Here is a 2,017-nt window from a genome sequence, read left to right on the forward strand (position 1 = left end):
GTGGGCGAAGGCTCCGGCTTTGCTGTCGGCGATGACCTGCTCGACGACGGCGTGGTGGCGGTGTTCCCGTTCCGCCTGGAGCGTCGCGGCGGGGTTGTCGGTGAAGAACGGGTGGTAGCGCCAAACCTGGACATGGAACCCTAGGAAGTCCCATCATCCCAGCTCAGAGGGCATCCGCGTCTTCATGTCCAAGCCCTGGACCGGCTATAGCCCGGTGGATCGAGGCTTAGTTCGTCGATCGGCTGGTCATTCATGGCCTTCGCCGACAGATCCGCTGCCGACTCGACCGCCTGGTGCTCGGCCACGGGGCCTTGCCCCCGAGTCTTGGACACGGTTATGCGGCTGGGGTCAGCGTAGTTGGTGTTGTCCAGGACGCAGTTTCGTAGGCGATGGGACTGCGTTGTCCGAGGCGGGAGTGGCGCCGTCGGGTGTTGTAGCGGTGCAGCCAGCCGAACGCTTCGAGGCGGGCCTCGCGCTCACTGGACCAGTGCTTGCGGCCCTGGAGCGTTTCGCGTTTGAAGTTCGCGTTGAAGGACTCGGCGAGTGCGTTGTCCGCGCTGGAGCCGATCGCGCTCATCGACTGGCGGACGTCGGCCTGGCGGCAGGCGTCGGCGAAGGCCCGGCTGGTGTACTGGGTCCCGTGGTCGGTGTGCATGACCGCCCCGGCGAGACTGCCGCGGGTGCGTTCGGCGGCGGCCAGGGCGTCGGTGACGAGATCGGTGCGCATGTGATCCGCGATCGCCCAGCCGGCCAGACGACGCGAGGCGAGGTCGATAACGGTGGCCAGGTAGAGGAACTTCCCGCCCTCCAGCGGGAGATAGGTGATGTCGCCGACGTACTTCATGTTCGGCTCACTCGCGGTGAAGTCGCGGCCGATCAGGTCCGGGGCCTTCGCCGCGGCGCGGTCCGCGGTCGTGGTGCGGTGCCTGCGCCGCAGCCGCACTCCGGCCAGGCCGATGCTCCGCATCACCCGGGCAATCCGCTTGTGGTTGATGCGCTCGCCCGTCTCGCGGAGTTCGGCGGTGATTCTCGGGACGCCGTAGGTGCCGCCCGATTCGTGGTGCACGGCCCGTATCCGGGTGGCGAGCTTGGCGTCGGCCGTCTGCCGGGCCGCCCTCGCGGCTGCGGTCCGGCGCCAGTAGTAGAAGCTGGAGCGGGCGATGCCCAGGATGGTGCACAGCCGCTTCACGCCGTAGCGGCGCTGGTGGTCGGCGACGAACTGGAAGCGGTTCACCAGCGTGTCTCCCCGGCGAAATACTTGGCCGCCTTGCGCAGGATCTCGCGTTCTTCCTCCAGCTCACGGACCTTCTTGCGCAGAGCGGCGTTCTCCGCCTCCAACGGCGTGGGCGGCTCGGTGGGTACCTCTGCCCGGCGTCCCCGCGGCCGGCTCGCGCCAGCCGCCCGGACCCAGTTGCGCAGGGTCTCGGGATTGATCCCCAGATCGGCGGCAACCTGCCGGATCGTCGCCTCGGGCCGCGACTGGTACGGCGCGACCGCGTCCGCCTTGAACTGCGGCGGATAGTTCTTCATGACCACGAGATGTCCGTTCTCAGATCCTCAGGATCCAGTGTCTCGTGTGTCCAAGATCAGGGGTCAAGGCCCACGGTCTTACTGCTCATCGATGCATCTTCCATGATTGGGAGTTACATCGAACGATTTACAGTCCATTACGCGTTGAGGCTCAGTAACGGTTTGGTGCCTGTCTGTGTTTGAGTGTGTGCCAGCGTCGTTCGTAGGTGTCTTGGTTTCTTTTGAGGTCGGTTTCTTTTATTGGCTTGTTGTATTGGCCGCTGATGTTGTGCTGGGCGAGTTCTTTTGTGATCTGGTTGAGGTCTGGGTTTTTGGAGTGGTTTCGGTGTTGGGCCCATATTGTGTAGATGCGGAAGTTTAAGTAGCTGTTGTCGTTCCGATCTTGAGGGCTGCGCGTCGAACGGGGTGCCCGATCGGGTGGTTGCCGCCGGCTGCGGGCATGACGGCAGGGCCTCTTGGTAGCTCGGGGTTGCGAAGCCAACCGAGA

Annotated in this window: 1 protein-coding gene; it reads right to left on the reverse strand. The window is 65.0% G+C overall.

The window, feature by feature from the left end; all coding sequences use genetic code 11:
• Nucleotides 1-334 precede the first annotated feature (334 nt).
• Nucleotides 335-1,536 (reverse strand): IS3 family transposase gene (locus EF387_RS46385; RefSeq protein ID WP_128382578.1). Its coding sequence is split into 2 segments (ribosomal slippage): nt 335-1,245 and nt 1,245-1,536, totalling 1,203 coding nucleotides; the frame shifts between segments, so codons are not numbered across the junction.
• Nucleotides 1,537-2,017: the final 481 nt, after the last annotated feature.

The sequence above is a fragment of the Streptomyces cavernae genome (assembly GCF_004023625.1).
Taxonomy (GTDB): domain Bacteria; phylum Actinomycetota; class Actinomycetes; order Streptomycetales; family Streptomycetaceae; genus Streptomyces; species Streptomyces cavernae.